This is a genomic window from Streptosporangium becharense (assembly GCF_014204985.1).
Classification (GTDB): domain Bacteria; phylum Actinomycetota; class Actinomycetes; order Streptosporangiales; family Streptosporangiaceae; genus Streptosporangium; species Streptosporangium becharense.
On sequence record NZ_JACHMP010000001.1, the window covers coordinates 7,584,475 to 7,601,848 of the forward strand.

The 17,374-nt window shown below is 72.7% G+C and carries 16 protein-coding genes; 12 read left to right on the top strand and 4 right to left on the bottom strand.

Translation table 11 applies throughout. The features are described 5' to 3' along the window. Positions 1–161 precede the first annotated feature (161 nt). Both F4562_RS36555 and F4562_RS32730 read left to right on the top strand, forming a co-directional pair. The gene (locus F4562_RS36555) at positions 162–1,184 is read left to right on the top strand and encodes a GlxA family transcriptional regulator (protein WP_311734231.1); all 1,023 of its coding nucleotides are present in this window, start codon (positions 162–164) and stop codon (positions 1,182–1,184) included. A gap of 10 nt (positions 1,185–1,194) precedes the next feature. Next, positions 1,195–2,583: a DJ-1/PfpI family protein gene (locus F4562_RS32730; RefSeq protein WP_184546685.1), complete on the top strand. Its 1,389-nt coding sequence runs from the start codon at positions 1,195–1,197 to the stop codon at positions 2,581–2,583. An 81-nt stretch (positions 2,584–2,664) separates the two neighbouring features. Here the strand turns inward: F4562_RS32730 and F4562_RS32735 are convergent, their stop codons facing one another. Then, positions 2,665–4,056 carry an FAD-dependent oxidoreductase gene (locus F4562_RS32735; RefSeq protein ID WP_184546683.1) on the bottom strand — a complete coding sequence of 464 codons (1,392 nt, stop codon included), beginning with the start codon at positions 4,054–4,056 and terminating at the stop codon, positions 2,665–2,667. 171 nt (positions 4,057–4,227) lie between these two features. On the opposite strand from F4562_RS32735, the gene F4562_RS32740 reads away from it, so the two are divergent. From F4562_RS32740 to F4562_RS32775, 8 genes are all read left to right on the top strand, one after another. After that, entirely contained in the window at positions 4,228–4,842 is a 615-nt protein-coding gene (locus F4562_RS32740) for a DUF2975 domain-containing protein (RefSeq protein ID WP_184546681.1), read from the top strand. A 469-nt stretch (positions 4,843–5,311) separates the two neighbouring features. Continuing rightward, entirely contained in the window at positions 5,312–6,670 is a 1,359-nt protein-coding gene (locus tag F4562_RS32745; protein ID WP_184546679.1) for an ABC transporter substrate-binding protein, read from the top strand. A 71-nt stretch (positions 6,671–6,741) separates the two neighbouring features. Further along, a complete protein-coding gene (locus F4562_RS32750) occupies positions 6,742–7,659 on the top strand; it encodes a carbohydrate ABC transporter permease (RefSeq protein ID WP_184546677.1) in 918 nt (305 codons plus the stop codon). Positions 7,660–7,676: 17 nt separating this feature from the next. Next, entirely contained in the window at positions 7,677–8,666 is a 990-nt protein-coding gene (locus tag F4562_RS32755; RefSeq protein ID WP_184546675.1) for a carbohydrate ABC transporter permease, read from the top strand. A gap of 64 nt (positions 8,667–8,730) precedes the next feature. Then, positions 8,731–10,323 (top strand): glycoside hydrolase family 13 protein, encoded by a 1,593-nt coding sequence (locus F4562_RS32760; RefSeq protein WP_184546673.1) that lies wholly within the window; start codon positions 8,731–8,733, stop codon positions 10,321–10,323. Positions 10,324–10,371: 48 nt separating this feature from the next. Next, positions 10,372–10,950: a sugar O-acetyltransferase gene (locus F4562_RS32765; protein ID WP_184546671.1), complete on the top strand. Its 579-nt coding sequence runs from the start codon at positions 10,372–10,374 to the stop codon at positions 10,948–10,950. Continuing rightward, positions 10,947–11,525: a TetR/AcrR family transcriptional regulator gene (locus F4562_RS32770; RefSeq protein ID WP_184546669.1), complete on the top strand. Its 579-nt coding sequence runs from the start codon at positions 10,947–10,949 to the stop codon at positions 11,523–11,525. Before F4562_RS32765 ends, F4562_RS32770 begins: the two co-directional genes overlap by 4 nt. A gap of 114 nt (positions 11,526–11,639) precedes the next feature. Continuing rightward, entirely contained in the window at positions 11,640–12,398 is a 759-nt protein-coding gene (locus F4562_RS32775) for a TSUP family transporter (protein ID WP_184546666.1), read from the top strand. On the opposite strand, the gene F4562_RS32780 is transcribed toward F4562_RS32775, so the two are convergent. Both F4562_RS32780 and F4562_RS32785 read right to left on the bottom strand, forming a co-directional pair. After that, the gene (locus F4562_RS32780) at positions 12,395–13,648 is read right to left on the bottom strand and encodes an MFS transporter (RefSeq protein ID WP_184546664.1); all 1,254 of its coding nucleotides are present in this window, start codon (positions 13,646–13,648) and stop codon (positions 12,395–12,397) included. The genes F4562_RS32775 and F4562_RS32780 overlap by 4 nt on opposite strands. A 207-nt stretch (positions 13,649–13,855) precedes the next feature. Continuing rightward, complete coding sequence (locus F4562_RS32785) at positions 13,856–14,614, bottom strand: DeoR/GlpR family DNA-binding transcription regulator (protein WP_184546662.1); 759 nt, start codon at positions 14,612–14,614, stop codon at positions 13,856–13,858. A gap of 55 nt (positions 14,615–14,669) precedes the next feature. On the opposite strand from F4562_RS32785, the gene F4562_RS32790 reads away from it, so the two are divergent. After that, complete coding sequence (locus F4562_RS32790) at positions 14,670–15,653, top strand: helix-turn-helix transcriptional regulator (RefSeq protein WP_184546660.1); 984 nt, start codon at positions 14,670–14,672, stop codon at positions 15,651–15,653. Between the two features lie 167 nt (positions 15,654–15,820). After that, positions 15,821–16,564: an alpha/beta fold hydrolase gene (locus F4562_RS32795; protein ID WP_184546658.1), complete on the top strand. Its 744-nt coding sequence runs from the start codon at positions 15,821–15,823 to the stop codon at positions 16,562–16,564. Positions 16,565–16,704: 140 nt separating this feature from the next. Here F4562_RS32795 and F4562_RS32800 read toward each other — a convergent pair whose 3' ends face one another. Next, positions 16,705–17,319, bottom strand: coding sequence for a histidine phosphatase family protein (locus F4562_RS32800; protein ID WP_184546656.1), 615 nt, complete (start codon positions 17,317–17,319; stop codon positions 16,705–16,707). Between the last annotated feature and the right edge of the window lie 55 nt (positions 17,320–17,374).

Below are 17,374 nucleotides of genomic sequence, written 5' to 3' on the forward strand. Positions count from 1 at the left end.
GAGTGCCGGACTCGTGTCGCCCCTGTTGCGGTGGAGTGCCGGACCCGTCACGGGGAGTACCGGACCCGTGCCGGGCCCGCTGTGGTGGAGTGCCGGATCCGTCCGGTGCCGGACCGGCACAGCCCTGACCCACCGGCCGCGCGGCGCCTAACGTGGTCGCCGTGAACACCTCGGATACCTCTGATGCCTCGGATGCAACGGGCACGCCGGTGGCCGGCCAGGGCCGCCGGGTGGTGGTGCTGGTGCTGCCGGAGGTGAACCTGCTCGACCTGGGTGGACCGGTCCAGGTGTTCGACGCGGCCGCCCATGAGGGGGCGGACTACCGGGTGGAGTACGTCTCGCAGGTGCCGGAGACCGTGTCGGCGCAGGGCCTGCGCCTGGCCGGGCTCGGGCCGCTGCCCGCCGTGGGACCGCAGGACCTGGTGCTCGTGCCCGGCCCCCGGCTGCTGCCCCCGGACCCCGGGCGGCCGCTGGTCTCCGGCTCGGTGGTGCGGTGGTTGCGGGCCGCCCACCACGCGGGGGCACGTCTCGCCTCGGTGTGCTCGGGGGCGGTGGCGCTCGGCGAGGCCGGGCTGCTCGACGGCCGCCGGTGCACCACCCACTGGTCGTTGGTCGAGGAGATGCGCCTGCGCTACCCGGCGGCGCGCGTGCAGGACGCGGTCCTGTACGTCCACGACGGGCCGGTGAGCACCAGTGCCGGGATCTCCGCCGGGATCGACCTCGCGCTGTCCCTGGTCGAACGCGACCAGGGGCCGGTGCTCACCGCCGCCGTCGCCCGCCAGCTGGTGATCTACCTGCGGCGGTCCGGAGCAGGGGAGCAGATCAGCCCGTTCATGGAGCACCGCGCGCATCTCAACCCGGTCGTGCACCGCGTCCAGGACCACCTGGCCCAGAACCTCGACGGCCGTCACACCCTGGCCGACCTCGCCGCCGTCGTGCACCTGTCACCGCGGGGGCTGACCAGGGCGTTCACCACGACGATCGGGATCACTCCACTGGAGTACCGGCAGCGGCTCCGCCTGGAGCTGGCGGCGGAGCTCCTCGCCGGGACGGACCTGACCGTCGAGGCCGTGGCCGCCCGCTGCGGCTTCCGCGACGCGCGTCACTTCCGCCGCCTCTACGGTGCCCGCTACGGCACGTCCCCCTCCACCGCCCGGCGCAACGCCGCCCACATCGTCCGCTGAGGAGACACCCATGCCGTCACCGTCACCGTCACCGCGCCGTGCCCGGACCCTGGCCCTCACCGTCCTCGGCGCCGTGCTCGGGGCCGTCACCGTCGCCGGGGTGGGCACGGCAGGGGTGGCCGTGGTGATGGGCGATGGCTACCGGGCGGCACCGGAGGCTCCGCCCGGCGGCTGGCCCGCCCCGGCCCCGATTCCGCCCGGCCGCACGGTGGTCGCGGTGCTCGCCGGCGCGACGGGCTCCGTCGCCGCCGACCTGCTCGCCCCCTACGAGGTGTTCGCACGCTCACCCGCCTTCTCGGTCTACACCGTCGCCGCGCGCCGTGCGCCGGTGCCGCTCTCCGGCGGGCTGCACCTGCTGCCGGACCACACCCTGGCCGAGGTGGACGCGGGCACGGTCCCGCCACCGGACGTGGTCGTGGTCCCGGCAGTGGTCGAGCCCGCGGGCGGGGCGGAGGCGCCGTCGCGCGAGTGGATCACCCGCCAGGCGGCCCGCGGCGCGCACGTCCTCGGTGTGTGCGCGGGCACGGAGCTGCTGGCCGAGAGCGGCGTGCTCGACGGCCGCCGGGCCACCTCGTTCTGGGCCCGGATCGACGCGTTGCGGCGCTCCCGTCCCGAGGTCGGCTGGGACGCCGGACGGCGCTACGTCCAGGACGGGCCGATCACCACCACCGCCGGGGTGACCTCCGGGATCGTCGGCGCGTTGCGGCTGGTGGAACAGCTGGCCGGTACCGGCGAGGTCGAGCGCATCGGCCGGGAGGTGGCCTACCCGGACTGGTCGCCGTCCGCGCCGACCCGGATCCCCGAGAACCGTCTGGCCCTGGCCGACCTGCCGTACGCGCTGAACGCGGCCTTCCCGTGGGGACGTCCTTCCGTCGCCGTGGGGCTGGCCGACGGGGTCGGTGAGATCGACGTCGCGGCGGCGTTCGAGGTCTACTCCGGCACGTCCTTCGCGGCCCGCACGATCCCCGTCGCGGCCGGGCGGGTGGTGAGGACCCGGCACGGGGCGGTCCTCGTCGCCGAGCCCGCCGGGCCGGACGTCACCGCCGTGGGCCGGCTGGTGGTGCCGGGGGTTTCCCACGCCACCGGGGTGAGCCGGGAACTGGCCGGGTGGGCCGCCGGCCGCGGCCTGCGGGCCGAGCTGCCGCACGGCGGGCGTGGCGCGGGGGAGTCCGGTTTCGACGCCGTCCTGCGGGACCTCGCCGCCCACGCCGACCGGGCCACCGCCCGCGCCACCGCGAAGTTCATCGAATACCCGGCCTCCCATCTCCGGCTGACCGGCACCGCCTGGCCCTGGAGGTCCACCGCCCTGTGCGTGGCGACCGTGGCCGCGGCGCTCTGCGCCGGGCTCGCGCCGGCGCTGGTCGCCCGGCGTCGGCGCCGGGCCGCGGGCCAGGGCTGAGGTCGGGGCCGGATGGCGGGCAGGGGGCGGGCGGTGGGCCGGGGCCGCGCGGCACCGTGATGAGTGTCCCGGCCCGGTCGCTCAGCTCCTCCGCCCGTCGCGGCCCGCCGCCTGGCCGACGCGCTCGGCGGTCTTGCGGGCGGTGATCAGCACCGGGTCCCACACCGGGGCGTAGGGGGGAGCGTACGACAGGTCCAGCCCCGTCATCTCCTCCACGGTCATCCCGTGCCAGACGGCCACGGCCAGGACGTCGATCCGCTTGGCCGCCCCCTCCCCGCCGATGATCTGGGCGCCCAGCAGCCGGCCGGTCCCGCGTTCGGCGATCATCTTGGTCCTCATCCGGCGCGCGCCGGGGTAGTAACCGGCGCGCGTGGTCGACTCCACGGTCTCCTCGACGGTTTCGAATCCCGCCCCGGCGGCCTCCGCGGACGACAGGCCGGTGCGCGCCACCTCGTACTCACAGATCTTGGAGACCGCGGTGCCGAGCACGCCCGGGAAGGCGGCGTACCCGCCGCCGATGTTGATGCCCGCGACGCGGCCCTGCTTGTTGGCGTGGGTGCCCAGTGCGATCGCGACCGGCCGCCGCGAGACCAGATGGAAGGTCTCGACGCAGTCGCCGGCGGCCCAGACACCCTCGACGGAGGTCTGCATCCGGCGGTCGGTGACGATGCCCGAGGTCTCCCCGACGGGGATGCCGGCCGCCTCCGCCAGCCCGCTGTTCGGCCGGGTGCCCAGGCCGAGGACGACCACGTCGGCGGGGAGCTCCAGGTTCTCGGTGCGGGCGGCGGTGACCCGCCCGCCGGACTCCGCGAAGCCCTCGATGCGCTCACCGAGGTGCACCTCGACGCCCAGGTCGCGCAGGGCGTCGGCGACGAGGGCACCCATGTCCGGGTCGAGCGTGCCCATCGGCTGCTCGGCGGCGTCGACGAGCGACACCTTCAGCCCGCGCCTGACCAGCGCCTCGGCCATCTCCAGGCCGATGTATCCGGCGCCGACCACCACGGCGGTCTCCGGTCGCCGCTCCCGCAGGGTCCGCAGGATCGCGATGCCGTCGTCGAGGGTCTGCACGCCGTGCACCCCTTCGGCCGTGGCGCCGGGCAGGTCGGGGCGGACGGGGACGGCGCCGGTGGCGACGACGAGCTGGTCGAACGGCTCCCAGCGGCGCTCCCCGTCGCGGTGGTCGTGCACCTCCACCGCGCGCCGGCCGAGGTCGATCTCGACGACCTCGCTGCGCAGCCGCAGGTCGATGGCCAGCTCGTCGCGGAAGACCTCCGGTCGCCGGGCCACCAGCGACTCGACGTCGGTCACCTCCCCGCCGACGAGGTAGGGGATCCCGCAGGCGGAGTAGGCGGCGTGCGCGCCTTTCTCGAACGCGACGATCCGCAGGTCGTCCGGGCCCCGCCGGTCACGGGCCTGCGAGGCCGCGCTCAACCCCGCCGCGTCGCCGCCGATCACCACCAGTCGCTCCGCCATGGTCCCCCCATCCCCGGGCCACGTCACTCGGGCCGCCGATGGTAGGCACTTCCTCCCGGTGCTCTCCCCAAACACCTCCGGCTGTGCCCGGGTTCTTCCGGCCCCTGGGGAACGGCTGTCCGTCGCCGGCCGCCTATCGTGGTGGCCTGCCGGCGAAGAGGAGTTGATCACATGCGGCGGGCGCGATTACGGGCATGGGCGGTCCGCACCTGGTGGGCGGTCTTCGAGAACCTGGTCTACCTGGCCTTCGCGCTCGCTGTCGTCGCCCTGCTCGCTACGGTGTGGATGGCGGTGGCGGGCTCCGCGGTGCCCGTCACGATGGAGGTGCCGCAGGCGCAGACCTGGCCTGACACGATTCCCCGCCAGGTGGGGCCGCTGAGGATCAGCCCGCTCCACAGCGCCGCCATCTCGCTCGACCGGCCCGGACGGTGGCAGGCCCTCGCGTTGAACGCGCCGTCGGCCGTGACGGCGTCGCTGACCGTCGTCATCACCTTCCTGCTGTGGCGGGTCGCCCGGACCCTCAGGTCGGGTGATCCCTTCGTGCCGCGCAACGCTCGCCGGATCTTCGTGATGGCCGGCTGTATGGCCGGGTACGGCCTGCTCGTCGAGCCGCTCAGGACGGTGACGGCGGTGGTCATGGTGGAGGGCACCGCCGCCGAAGGGTTGATCGACGCCGACTGGCCGTTCAACCCGGTGCCCGTCGGGTTCGCCCTGCTCCTGGTCGCCCTGGGGGCGGTCTTCAGGGAAGGCGCCCGCATGCGTGAGGACGCCGGAAAGCTCCTCTGACGCCGTAGTGGCCGGCCGCCGGGTCGCCGGGTGCTCGAGCACGCCGGCGGTGATCTGGGCCCGCGGGTGCGCCGGGCGTCCGTGTGCCGACTGGTTCGTCCTGATCCCTCGTCTCGCTGTGATCCGCTCTCTCGCCGGCCGGTGGTCTCGGGGGGCGGTGATCACCGTCAAGGGCGGAGTCATCACCTTCCAGCACCCGGGTTCTTCCGGCCCCCGGGGCTTGGAAGGCGGCCTCAAGCGGCAGCAAGAATCTGACATTACACCGCAGGCACCATGCAAGTCGGAAATCCGACCGGGTGGCGCGCGTGTACCCGTTAAGGCTGCTTGGGCTGCCTTTGCGCTGCGGGCTCGTGGCGAGCGGGTAACCAACTCCGCACTGTCATTTTTTTGCATAGTTCCTGACGTTCTCTTGCTAAGTGCTGCATGCGTCTATATGTTTCTCGCAACCGACCCGCCAAGGAGTCCCCCGATGAAACCCCCCAAGATCCAGATGCTCCTCGCCGCGGGCATCGTGCTCACCGCCGCCGGATGCGGCGGATCCGAGGCCGCCGACGACAAGCCGGGCGCCGCAGGGGGAAGCGCGGTCACGATCTCGGTCGGCTGTCAGCCGCCGAGGAGCAACACGCTGGAGCGTTCCGCGTGGGATGAGGACGTGGCCGCCTTCGAGAAGCTGCACCCGAACATCAAGATCGACAGCAAGGACGCCTTCCCCTGCATCAACCCCGACACCTTCCAGGCGAAGCTGGCCGGGGGCACGATGGAGGACGTCTTCTACGTCTACTACACCGACGTCCAAAAGATCATCGCCGCGGGTCAGGCGGCGGACATCACCCCCTACGTCAGCGGCGTCAGCCGGCTGAAGGACCTGCGACCCGACGTGCTGAACGTCTTCAAGAGCGGTGAGAAGATCTACGGGCTGCCCCGGACCAACTACACCACCGGCCTGGTCTACAACCGCAAGCTCTTCACCCAGGCCGGCCTGAACCCCGACGCGCCGCCCAAGACCTGGGCCGAGGTGCACGAGGCCGCCAAGAAGATCGCCGCGCTGGGCCCCGGTCACGTCGGCTTCGGCGAGTACAGCGCGGGCAACACCGGCGGCTGGCACTTCGCCGCCTCCCTGTACGGCCGCGGCGGCGAGATGGTCACCCCCGACGGCAAGGCCGCAGCCTTCAACAGCCCCGAGGGCAAGGCCGTGCTGGAGAACCTCAAGAAGATGCGCTGGACCGACAACAGCATGGGCTCCAAGCAGCTCCTGCAGTGGGAGGACCTGATGCGCATGATGGGCGGCGGCAAGCTCGGCATGATGATCGGCGCCCCCGACGTGGTCCAGACGGTCAACAACGACTTCAAGGGCAAGTTCGAGGACTACGGCGTGACCGCGCTGCCGGAGGCCAAGGCCTCGCTCGGCGGCGGCGACGGTTACATGATCAACCCGAAGGCCACGCCCGAGAAGATCAAGGCCGCCGTGCTCTGGCTGGAGTTCCACGAGCTCACCCCCGGCCGGGGCCAGTTCGACTACGAGCGCTCCAAGCGCCAGGGCCGCCCGGTGGGCCTGCCCATCCCCGACCTGTACGGGGACACCGAGCCGGGCAAGGAGATCGTCAAGCTGCGTGAGGCCAACGCCACCGTCCCGGTCGCGAACTTCGCCCCCTTCGCGCAGGGCTCGGCGGCCATCCAGAACAAGCTGGAGCCTCCGAAGGCCCAGGAGCTCTACGCGATCCTCGACGTGCCCATGTCGGCGGTGCTGACCAGGCAGGACGCCGACATCGACCAGCTCCTCGCCGACGCCGAGGCCAAGGCCAACAAGGTGCTCGCCGCGTCGAGCTGACCCGCTGACATCCGGGGTGCCGGCCCTGCGGCCGGCACCCCGCCTTCACGTTGAGATCGGGAGTCCAACCGATGAGCACAACCACCGCGCCCGCCTCGCGGCCGCGCGGGCCCGGTGCGCTGAGGAGCGGCATACGGCGCAACCTCACCGCCTACGGCTTCCTGTGCGGAGCGCTGATCTGCTTCGCGTTCTTCTCCTGGTACCCGATGGTCCAGGAGGTCCTCCTCAGCTTCCAGCGGACGAACTTCGTCGACGAGCCCACCTGGGTCGGCTGGGCCAACTTCCGCACGGTGGCCGAGGACGCCGCCTTCGCCGACGCCTGGCTCAACACCATCGCGTTCACCGGCCTGGCGCTCGTCTTCGGCTACGTCGTGCCGTTCGTGGCGGCGATCGTGCTGAACGAGCTGCGTCACGCGAAGGCGTACCTGCGCTTCGTCGTCTATCTGCCGGTGATGCTCCCGCCGGCCGTCGCGGTGCTGCTGTTCAAGTGGTTCTACGACCCGGGCGCCGGCCTGTTCAACCAGATCCTCGACCTGGCGCACCTGCCCGCGCTGAGCTGGCTCGACTCCACCGACACCGCGCTGATCTCCCTCGTCATCGTCTCCACCTGGATGAACCTGGGCACCGGCACACTGATCTACCTCGCGGCGCTGCAGAGCATCCCCGGCGAGCTGTACGAGGCCGCCGAACTGGACGGGGCCGGACTGTTCAAGCGGGTCTGGCACGTCACGATCCCGCAGACCAAGCTGATCCTGCTGGTCATGCTCCTGCTGCAGATCGTCGCGACCATGCAGGTCTTCATCGAGCCGTACCTGCTCACCGGCGGCGGCCCGGAGAACGCCACGCTCACCGTCGCCTACCTGATGTACCAGTACGCCTTCAACTTCGGTGACTTCGGCGGCGGCGGCGCGCTCGGCCTGATGCTCATGGTCGTGCTGATGGTGTTCTCCGCCTTCTACCTGCGCCTGTCGCGCGACAACCAGAGCTGAGGGGAGAAGTGGCATCGATGCCGAAGGTCACCGTACGCCCGGACCGCCCGGCCACCGCTCCGCCGCCGGAGCCCGCCCCGCCGAAGACGCGGCGCCGATCCCGCAGGGCCCGCGCGTCCGCGGCGGAGCCACGGGAGTTCCGCAGCCTGGTCTCCCCGCACACCCTGAACACCCCGCGGGGGCGGCTGATCTACTGGACCGTGCTGACCTGCGTGGTGGTCGTCTTCACCGCGGTCTTCGTCTTCCCCCTCTACTGGATGGTGACCGGCGCGCTGAAGACCCCCGAGGAGCTCGCGCAGATCCCGCCGGGTTTCTTCCCCTCCTCACTCGACTTCGGCGTGTACGCCGAGGCGTGGGAGCAACTCGACCTCGGGCTGTTCCTCACCAACACCGTCGTCTACGCGGGCGGCGCCTGGCTGCTGACGCTCGCCTTCGACGTCTCGGCCGCCTACGCGCTGTCCAAGCTCCGCCCGGTGCTGGGCAAGGCGGTGCTGGGCATGATGCTGTCCACACTCATGATCCCGCCGATGGTGATCCTGCTGCCCGCCTACCTGACGGTCAAGGAGCTGCCGATCCTCGGCTGGGACCTGCTGAACACCCCGTGGGCGATCTGGCTGCCCGCCGCGGCCAACGGGTTCTTCGTCTTCCTGCTCAAACGCTTCTTCGACTCCATCCCCCGGGAACTGCTCGAGGCCGCCCAGATCGACGGGGCGTCCGCCGGACGCATCCTGTGGTCGATCGTGCTGCCGGTCTCCCGGCCCATCCTCGGCGTGGTGTCCATCCTGTCGGTGGTCAACGTCTGGAAGGACTTCGTCTGGCCGCTGCTGGTGCTGCCCGACGGGGAGAAGATGACGATCAGCGTGGGCATCGCCTCGCTCGCGGCGCGGATGCCGCAGAACGTGATGATCGCCTCGCTGGTCATCGCGAGCATCCCGACCATGGTGGTCTTCCTCCTCTTCCAGCGCAGCATCATGGCCGGCCTGACCGCCGGCAGTCTCAAGGGCTGATCCCACCCTCCCGTACCCGGCCGTTCCCCCCCTCGCGTCCCCAACCACAAGGAGTTCCTCCATCATGTCCGGCAGTGCCTTCCCGACAGTGACCCCGGACCCCGAGACGTGGTGGCGGGGAGCCGCGATCTACCAGGTCTACCTGCGCAGCTTCGCCGACGGCAACGGCGACGGCGTCGGCGACCTGGCGGGCCTGCGCGCACGCCTGCCCTACCTCGCGGACCTGGGCGTCGGCGCGATCTGGCTCAACCCCTGGTACCCCTCGCCGATGGCCGACGGCGGCTACGACGTCGCCGACTACCGCGACATCGAACCGGCCTTCGGCACCCTCGCCGAGGCCGAGACGTTCATCGCCGAGGCACACGGGCTGGGCATCAAGACGATCATCGACATCGTGCCCAACCATGGTTCCGACCGGCAGGAGTGGTTCGTCCGGGCGTTGCGGGCCGGGCCGGGCTCCGCCGAGCGGGAGCGGTTCCTGTTCCGCGCCGGACGGGGCGAGAGCGGCGAGCTGCCCCCCAACGACTGGCAGTCGATCTTCGGCGGACCGGCCTGGACCCGCGTCCCCGACGGGGAGTGGTACCTGCACCTGTTCGCACCCGAGCAGCCCGACTTCAACTGGACCAACCCGGAGGTCGTCACCGAGTTCCACGACGTGCTGCGCTTCTGGTTCGACCGCGGCGTGGACGGCATCCGCGTCGACTCGGCCGCCGTGCTGATCAAGGACCTCGGCAGCGCGGAGGAGTCCTACACCGACCACGACGGGGTGCACGAGATCTACCGCGGCTGGCGCCGGATCGCCGACGACTACGGCGGCCGGATCCTCATCGGCGAGGTGTGGCTGCCCGACCAGGAGCGGTTCGCCCGCTACCTGCGTCCCGACGAGATGCACACCGCGTTCAATTTCGACTTCCTGGCCTGTCCCTGGGACCCGGACGCGCTGCGCCGTTCGATCGACACCACCCTGGCCACGCACGTCCCGCTGGGGGCACCGCCGACCTGGGTGCTGTCCAACCACGACGTGACCCGCCCGGTGACCAGGTACGGCAGGGCCGACACCTCCTTCGACCACGCCGACCGCAAGCACGGCATGCCGTCCGACCCGGTGCTGGGGGAGCGGCGGGCACGGGCGGCGGCGCTGCTGGCGATGGCGCTGCCGGGTGCGCTGTACGTCTACCAGGGGGAGGAACTGGGCCTGCCGGAGGTGGAGGATCTGCCCGACGAGGCCCGCCAGGACCCGATCTGGTTCCGTTCCGGTCACACCGACCTGGGGCGTGACGGCTGCCGGGTGCCGCTGCCGTGGTCCGGCGACGAGCCGCCGTTCGGGTTCGGCGCCGGGGAGCCGTGGCTGCCGCAGCCTCCGGAGTGGAAGGCGCTGACGACCGAGGTGCAGTTCGCCGACCCGGCGTCCATGCTCACCCTGTACCGCACCGCGCTGCACCTGCGCCGCGCGCTCCTCGGCGACGGCGCGATGACCTGGCTCGACGCGCCGGACGCCGTGCTGGCCTTCCGCCGGGAGTCGGGGCTGGTCTGCGCGGTCAACCTGGGGGCCGGGCCGGTGGACCTGCCCGCGCACGAGTCGGTCCTGCTCGCCAGCGGCCCGCTCGACGGCGACCGGCTGCCCTCCGACACGGCCGTCTGGCTCCAGGGGGCCTGACCCCGGTCGATGCGTACGATCGTCCACATAATGGGTACGATCGTACGCATGACTGACCTCTTCCCCGGCGATCCGCGTACCAACTGGGAACGCATGATCGCCGGTGACCTCTACATCGCCGACGACCCCGAGCTGCAGGCCGCCCTCGGCCGCGCGGCCGTCCTGGCGCACCGCTACGGCGAGCTCTACCCGGCCGACCCGGCCGCCGCCCGCCTCGTCCTGGAGGACCTGCTCGGCTCGATCGCCCCGGACGCCCACATCCGGCCCCCGTTGTACGTCGACTACGGCTCGCACATCACCGTCGGCCCGGGCAGCTTCGCCAACTTCGGGCTGACCGCCCTGGACGTGGCCCCCATCACCATCGGTGCCGACGTGCAGATCGGCCCGCACGTGCAGTTGCTCACCCCCACCCACCCGCTGGACCCCGGGCGGCGGCGCGCCAAGCTGGAGTCGGCCGCGCCGATCGTGATCGGGGACAACGTCTGGCTCGGCGGCGGCGCCATCGTGCTGGCCGGGGTCACCATCGGCGCGAACAGCGTCATCGGCGCGGGCGCCGTCGTCACCGGAGACGTCCCGGAGGGCGTCGTCGCGGTGGGCACCCCGGCCAAGGTGGTCCGCCACCTGTGACCGCAGAGAAGACGGCCGGGACACCCCCGGCACCACCCGGCCGGCGGTTCGACCCCGGCCGTCGCGACCGGATCATCGACGTCACGCTGGACGTCATCGCCGCCCACGGTGTCGCGGGTGCCTCGCACCGGAGGATCGCCGAAGCCGCGGACGTGCCGCTGGGATCGATGACCTACCACTTCGCCGGCATGGGCGAGCTGCTCGTCCTGGCCTTCACCCGGCTGGCCGACCGCGTCGCCGACCGGTTCGACACCCGGCTGGCCGCCGCCGGAGACCCGGGGGAGGCCGGGGAGGCGGTCGTCGCCCTCATCACCGAGGACCTGTCCGGCTCACCCCGGGACGTGGTGCTGACCTGCGAGCTCTACACCCTGGCCGCCCGCGACCCGGCCCTGCGCGAGGTGACCCGGACGTGGATGGCACGCAGCCGCCGAGCGCTGGAGCGGCACTTCGACGTGCCCACCGCCCGCTACCTGGACGCCCTCATCGAGGGCCTGGCCCTGCACCGCGCGCTCGACCCGGACCCGATGGACGCCGACGACGTCAGGGCCGCGGTCCGCCGGATCATCTCCGCCTGACCCTCCCGCGGGCCGCCCCGGCTCCTCCCGTGCCGCATCGCCGGGCGGAACACGCGGCCGAAGGGCCGGTACGCTCTGCGGGTCAGGCGGACGATCGGGGGGTTCGGCGTGGAGATGGCACAGATCGTCCTGCTGCTCGTGGCGGCGGCCGGGGCGGGATGGGTCGACGCCGTGGTCGGCGGGGGAGGGTTGCTCCAGCTTCCCGCGCTCCTGGTGGCCGGGGTCCCGCCGGTCCAGGCGCTGGCCACCAACAAGCTCGCCTCCCTGGTCGGCACCGCCTCGGCCGCCGTCGCCTACGCCAGGACCACCAAGATCGACGCCTCGGTGGCGATCCCGGCGGGGCTGGGTGCGGTGGTCTTCGCCGGGCTCGGCGCGGCCTGCGCCGCGGCGATCTCCCGGGACGCGTTGCTCCCGCTCGTCATGGCCGCCCTGCTGGGGGTCGGGCTGTTCGTCACCCTCCGGCCGGGCCTGGGCGCCCTGCCCCATCCGCACCCGCGCACCGGTGCCCGGCTGGCGGCGGCGATCGCCGTCACCGGCGGCGGCGTCGCCTTCTACGACGGCATCCTGGGGCCGGGCACCGGGACCTTCCTCATCATCGCGTTCACCGTGATCCTCGGGCTGGACTTCGTCGCGGGCTCCGCCCACGCGAAAATCGTGAACGGGTGCACGAATCTGGGGGCCCTGCTGGTCTTCGGCTACCAGGGGCACGTGCTGTGGTGGCTCGGCCTGGCCATGGCCGTCTTCAACGTCGCCGGAGCCCAGCTGGGCGCCCGGATGGCCCTGCGCCGGGGCGCCGCCTTCGTGCGGATCGTGCTGCTGTGCGTGGTCGTCGTGATGGTGGCCAAGCTGGGGTACGAGCGGTTCCTCGCCTAGAGTGAATCTACTTTGTAAAGGGGTGCGGTGCGGAGCGTACCCGCCGCCACCGCCACGAACAGGGCCAGCAACGCGGGAACGGCCAGAGCCCGGGGCAGGCCCAACAGCTCCGCGACGCCGCCGATCAGGACGGGCCCGGCCAGGAAGCCCGCGTAGCCCAGACTGGCCACCCGGGCCAGTGCCCGCCCGGCGCGGGCCGGATCGCGCCGGCCGGCCGCGGAGAAGACCTGCGGGACGATGCATGACAGGCCCGCGCCGAAGCAGCCGAAGCCGACCACCGCGGCGATCTCATGACCGGCCGGCAGCGCCAGGCCGAGGCCGCTCGCGGCCAGCGCGGCGCACGCCCGCACCAGGGTCACCGGGCCGATCCGGGCGGCGAGCCGGTCTCCGATCAGGCGGCCGGCCGTCATCATGACGGAGAAGGCCGCGTAGGCGGCCGGGGCGAACCCGGGGGAGCTGCCCAGGTCCTCGCGCAGGTAGACCGAGCTCCAGTCGGCGGTTGCGCCTTCGCCGATCATGCAGCAGAAGGCGAGCACGCCCAGGAGCAGCACCCCGCCACGGGCCCCGCCCCCTTTGCCCGCGCCGTCGCCGGCCGCGGCCGCGATGGTCTTGGGGCCCGCCGGGGCGTCGCCGCCCGGGGGAGGCGGGGAAGCCGAGGGGACCGGGGAGGGCGGGGTGACGGTGAGCGCCCAGCGCGCCGCCCACAGCGCGAGCGCGATCATCACGGCGGCGCCCGTCGCGAACGTGGCCGCGACGCCGAACGCGGCGTGGGCGAGCAGCCCTCCGCCGGTCGAGCCCAGGAAGCCGCCGACGCTGAACACCGCGTGGAAGGAGGACATCATCGGCCGGTCGGCGACCCGTTCGACCTCGACGCCGTTGGCGTTCATCGCCACGTCGAGGACGCCGTGCACCGCGCCGAAGAGGAACAGGGCGACGGCCAGGCCCGTCAGGTTCGGCATCCAGGCGGGCAGGACCAGCACGACGGCCTGGGCGAAGGCCATCGGCGTCATCACCCGGACGCTGCCGTGGCGATCGACGAGGCGGCCGACCGCCTGCATGCCGCAGATGGCGCCGGCGGCGATGCCGAGCAGCGCGATGCCGAACTGGCCGTCGCTCAGCCCCAGGCTCTGTTTGATCGAGGGGATCCGCGAGGTCCAGGTGCCGATGGCCATGCCGGAGAGCAGGAAGAGCAGGCAGACCGCGACCCGGCCGCGGACGAGCGCGCTTCGGTCGAGAGTGGTGTCGCGCATCGCTGAGGGGCTCCGATTCGGGAACGCGCCGGCCCGCGGTCTCGGGCGGCGTAGCGGCCCACGCGTCCGGGCGGTGGTGTCCGGGCGGTGGTAGGCGGATGGCTGCGTGCGGACGCCCGCGTCCGGCGGTGACTTCCGGGCCCGGGCGGTGATCTCTGACTCAGGCGGTGACTTCCGGACTCGGACGTGACCTGCGGGCCGTGATGTTCAGACGGTGCGGACGGTGACGCCGGCGGCGGTCATGGCATCGTGCTCGGCCGGGGGCAGGCCGGTGTCGGTGACGACCACGTCGAGGCGGTCGAGCGGGCAGACCGCGCCGAAGGCGGTGCGGGTGAACTTGCCGGAGTCGGTGGCGGCGACCACACGCCGGGCCGAGGCGATGGCGGCCTGCTTGACGGCGACGTCGGCCAGGTCGTGAGCGGTGAGACCGTGCCGGGCGGACAGGCCGCAACAGCCGATGACCACGGTGTCGAAGCGCAGCGCGCGGATGGCGCCTTCGGTCAGCGGGCCGGTGAAGCTGAGCTCTCCAGGCCGGACCTCGCCGCCGGGCAGCACCAGGCGGACGCGCGACGCCCCGCTGAGCTCGGTGGCGGACTGCAGGGAGAGCGGCATGACCGTCAGCCGGCGGTGACGGATCGCGCGGGCCACCTCCAGGGTGGTGGTGCCGCTGTCGAGTAGCACGGCCTCGCCGTCGGCGAGCAGGGCCGCGACCTCGGCGGCGATCCGCCGCTTGACCTCCGTCGCCTCACGCTCGCGGACCCCGAAGGGAGGCTCCTCGCCGCGCAGCAGCAGGCTCACCGCGCCGCCGCGCACCCGCCTGACCACACCCTGCTGGGCCAGCTCGTCGAGGTCGCGACGGATGGTCATCTCCGACACCGCGTGCTCGACCGCCAGCTCGGCCACCGAGACGACGTCGCTGGTGCGCAGCGCGGACATGATCGCGCGGATCCGATCGTTACCTTCCATGTGTTCATTTGAACACAGTCCATGTGAGTTCGCAACGTGCGGGACAATGGTCGTCATGCGCGCCAGCCGTCTGCTGTCACTGTTGCTGCTCCTGCAGACCAGGGGCCGGATGACGGCCCCCGAGCTGGCCGGGGAGCTGGAGGTCTCCGTCCGCACGGTCTACCGCGACGTGGAGGCCCTGTCGTCGGCCGGCGTGCCGGTCTACGCCGACCGGGGCCCCGCCGGGGGCTACCGCCTGCTCGACGGTTACCGCACCCGCCTGAACGGGCTGACCGCCGAGGAGGCGTCCTCGCTGTTCCTCGCCGGACTGCCCGGCCCCGCCGCGGAGCTGGGCCTGGCCGAGGTCGCGGCCACCGCCGAGCTGAAGGTGCTGGCCGCGCTTCCCCCGGAGCCGCGCTCACACGCGACCCGGATGCGCGAGCGCTTCCACCTGGACGTCCCGGGCTGGTACCGCGACGCGGACCCCGTCCCCTTCCTCGGGGAGGTCGCCGAGGCGGTGTGGGAGCAGCGCCCGCTGCGCATGACCTACCGCCGCTGGGGTCCACGCGAGGTCGAGCGCCTGGTCCACCCGTACGGGCTGGTCCTCAAGGGCGGGGCGTGGTACATGATCGCCTTCGCCGGGGAGGGAGAGCCGCGCACCTACCGGGTGTCGCGGATCGTGGCCGCCGAACTGCTCGCCGACCGCTTCGAACGCCCGGCGGACTTCGACCTGGCCGGGTTCTGGAGCCGGTACGCGGCCGAGTTCCGCGAACGGATGCACACCGGGGAGGCCCTGGTGCGGGTGGCCCCCGGCACCGAGGGCCTGCTGCGCCACACCGTGGGCGCCGAGCTCACCGACGCGGCGCTGGCCGCGGCGGGCCCGCCCGGCGACGACGGCTGGGTGACGCTGCGCCTGCCGGTCGAGTCGACCCGGCACGCCCACTGGCTGCTGCTGCGCCTGGGCGCCGACGTCGAGGTCCTCGGACCGCCCGAGCTGCGCGAGGCGATGGCCGCCACCGCCGTGCGCCTGGCCGCGTTGTACGGCGAGCGGCCGGGTTAATCGATTGTGCGCGGTGAGCGCCCCTGTGACGATGAGGGGATGTCTGTTCTCACCTTCGCGGGCACCTGCCCGCCCCTGATGACGATCCCCCGCCGCCGCGCCGCGCTGATACCCCGCCGGGTGCCCGCTGCCGGGGCCGCTCCGTGCGCGGCGGCGGGGGAGGGCCGATGACACTGGCGTACGACGACGGGGGAGCGGGCGACCCGGTGGTGCTGCTGCACTCCAGTGCCGCCGACTCGCGGATGTGGGACCCGCAGTGGGAGCTGCTGACCGCCGGGTTCCGGGTGATCCGCCCTGACTTCCGGGGGTATGGCCGCACGCCGTACGCGGCGGAGCGGCCCTACACCGACTCCGGTGACGTGGCGGAGCTGCTCGCCGGGCTCGGCCTGACCCGGGTGGCGCTGGTGGGCTCCTCCTACGGCGGGCGGGTGGCGCTGGAGCTGGCCACCGCCCATCCCGCTCTGGTCTCCCGGCTGGTGCTGCTCAATCCCGGCTGCGGGCTGCCGGCCACGCCCGACCTGGCCGCCTTCGGCGCCGAGGAGGACCGGCTGCTGGAGGCGGGCGAGATCGAGGCGGCGGTCGAGCTGAACGCCCGCACCTGGCTCGGCCCGGAGGCAGGCCCGCAGGCCCGAGCCCGGCAGATGGAGATGCAGCGCCACTCCTTCACGGTCCAGCTGGCCGCCGACCCCGAGCCGTCCCAGCTGGAGGGGGAGATCGACCTGGCCGCGGTGACCGCGCCGGCGGTGGTGGTGACCGGGGGCCACGACCTGCCGTACTTCCGGGCGGTGGCCCGCCACCTGGCCGACCACCTGGCCGCGGCGACGCTGATCGACCTCGACTGGGCCGGTCACCTGCCGAGCATGGAACGCCCCGAGGAGATCACCCGGCTCCTGGTCGACCACCTAAGTTGATCTACATCGTAAAGGCGTCGGCTTGTGAAAAGTCACAACCCGACACAGGTGCCCGGCACGTTCAGTCGACGGCCGCGCCGAGGGTGTGGCAGCCGGGCGGTCACGTGGCCGAGGGATGCGTACGGGCGGCAGGGGGCACTTCACGGCCGCACGCCTTCGGCGGGGAACCCGGTCCAGCGCAGGTCGGGCGGGAGGTGGCTCATGTCGTTGAACATCACGATCGTGGGCGGCAGGCCGTCGCGGTACTCGATGACCGTCAGTGCGGCGTTGGCGCTGTTCAGCCCGAGCCACCGGGACGGCGGCGCGTCCAGCGCGTGCCGCACCAGCCATGCGATCTGGCAGGCGTGCGTCACCAGGACGTCGTGTGTGCCGGGCCGGGCCCCTTCCGTGGTGCCGGGGGCCTTCGCGAACCGGGCGACCAGGGCCTCTGCGAGCCTGTGGCCCGAGGCCGCCTCGGTGTCGTCGTAGCCGTCGAAGAAGCCGGCCCAGGACGGGGGTGTCTCGGCCGCGCTGGGAACGTAGGGCACGTGGTCGACGAGTTCGGCGGCCTCGGCCACGGGCACGTCCGGCAGGTGCCGGGCGAGTTCGTGCGCGCTGGCCGCCGCGCGTGGCAGCGGAGAGTGCCAAACGGCGTCGACCGGTATGCCGGCGAGTCGTTCGCCCAGCAGGCTCGCCTGCCGGCGTCCGGTGCCGGTGAGCTCCCCGAAGGCGTCTGCGGCGCCGTGGCGTGCCAGGTAGAGGTGTCGTGTCGTCATCAGTGGTCAGGGAGGCGGTGTCCGTGCGGGCCCGCTTCCCGTCCTCTTTCGATCC